This window comes from Ligilactobacillus acidipiscis DSM 15836 (assembly GCF_001435755.1).
GTDB lineage: Bacteria > Bacillota > Bacilli > Lactobacillales > Lactobacillaceae > Ligilactobacillus > Ligilactobacillus acidipiscis.
Map to the genome: position 1 here is coordinate 1 of NZ_AZFI01000262.1, position 1,691 is coordinate 1,691.

Here is a 1,691-nt window from a genome sequence, read left to right on the forward strand (position 1 = left end):
AACTCTAGATAAGTCCCTCTTATGTTAAGTAATAATCCCTATGCTTAATTTGGCTAGTAAATCATTAATAAAAAGTAACGCACAAACTAAATTGACAGTTTGTGCGTTACTTTTTATTAATAGTGATCACGTGCAGATAAAATATACATTGTATCGCTTTCTATTTGGTAGACTAACCTGTGTTCTTGCGTGATTCTTCGGGACCAAGTGTTAGCCAGTTCATATTTTAACGGTTCCGGCTTGCCTAACCCTTCAAATGGATGGCGATCAATGTCTCCAATTAGTTTATTGATGCGTTTAATGGTCTGTTTATCATTTTGTTTATGCCAATACATATAATCAGCCCAGGCATCATCAGTCCATGCTTTAATCATCTGGCTCGATCAGCTCATGCTGCTTAGTTTTACCTTTGGCGATTTGTGTTTTTCCACGCCGAATTTTATCTATTAATGTTGGATTGCTCATAATTCTGAGTGTTTCCGTCATACTATCATAATCCCTTTTTGACATTACAACGGCCGTATCATCGTTATCACGATTGGTGACTAATAAAGTTGTTGCGTCGTCATTGACCTGTTGTAAATAATGTTTTAAGTTTTTACGCAGTCCTGAATAGGATACAGCTTCCATAGACTCAGCCCCTTTCTTTTACGGTTTAATTGTACAATAAGTTGTACAATTAAGCAAGGGCTCTTTTTGCTCATGTATTAGCGTGATTAACTATCTTTTAACGGTAAATACCGTGTATCCTCAAATTAATATAACTTCAAGAATACACGGCATTATTTCTGGCAAGCTAGCGATTATTAAATATCGGTAACCTGTGCCACCGTCTTATACAACTTGTATTGTAGCATTTTCTGTGTCATTTTCCAAAAACTAGGAACTAAAAATAATTGTCGATCATGCTTGTTTATTTTGTTTAAAATAACAAACTTTTTGGCGTGTTGACACTGTCGGCTACCAATGGCAGATTGGTACCACGCCTTTATGCTCTTTCATTAAATTAACTATTTTTGTTAACAGAACGTGGACTGGAAAGCAAACCTAATAACACCTCTCTCACAATATCATTTCCCATGGGCTGTTTTATTTTGTCGTGTCTTATACCTGATAGCATAACTAAACGAGACTGATTACAACAGGTCTCTAGTTAATTCTAGAGACTTTTTTAATGAATAGTGTTCGCGTTGAATTTATACTTGAGACAAAGTAATTTAATTGCTGAATTTAACCAGCATGTGAAAGGAGCCTTTTACAATGGAAAAACCGCTAAAAGAAGTGGCACAAATTGAAAAGCTGTTAGCTGATCCTTGGAAAGTGGATTTGCAAGAATTTTGGGAGCAATCCTTGCATAATCCTGACCCTGACAAGCGCAAGTTGTATGACGCTTTGCATACCTATGTGCTGGATAAACGCCAAACTGATCTGATTAATGAAAAACATTTTGTGCTTTAGCATAGTTGAAAAAAGTGGGCAAAAACCTAGAAAAGCAACTTGGTTTTGTCTAACAAGGAGGTCTATTATGACTTTAGATTTTGAACACAATCAAAATGAGTTGTTTAGAGACTGGCACCAAAATAAAACGAAAGAGGAATTTACCCGAAAATTGCAACAACAAGCGCAAGCTGAAAAAGAAAACTTACCGGAGTTGCTGTCACGTGAAGATTTAAAAAAACGTTGGGGTATGA

General features: G+C 36.1%; 3 protein-coding genes. 1 reads left to right on the forward strand and 2 read right to left on the reverse strand.

Features of this window, described 5'->3' with window-relative positions; genetic code table 11:
* Positions 1-116: 116 nt before the first annotated feature.
* Positions 117-374: a Txe/YoeB family addiction module toxin gene (locus tag FC65_RS10515; protein ID WP_010499789.1), complete on the reverse strand. Its 258-nt coding sequence runs from the start codon at positions 372-374 to the stop codon at positions 117-119.
* Positions 367-630: a type II toxin-antitoxin system Phd/YefM family antitoxin gene (locus FC65_RS10520; protein WP_056972682.1), complete on the reverse strand. Its 264-nt coding sequence runs from the start codon at positions 628-630 to the stop codon at positions 367-369. The genes FC65_RS10515 and FC65_RS10520 overlap by 8 nt, the downstream gene beginning before the upstream one ends.
* Before the next feature lie 630 nt (positions 631-1,260).
* Here FC65_RS10520 and FC65_RS10525 point away from each other — a divergent pair.
* Positions 1,261-1,458: a hypothetical protein gene (locus FC65_RS10525; RefSeq protein ID WP_056972684.1), complete on the forward strand. Its 198-nt coding sequence runs from the start codon at positions 1,261-1,263 to the stop codon at positions 1,456-1,458.
* Positions 1,459-1,691 lie beyond the last annotated feature (233 nt).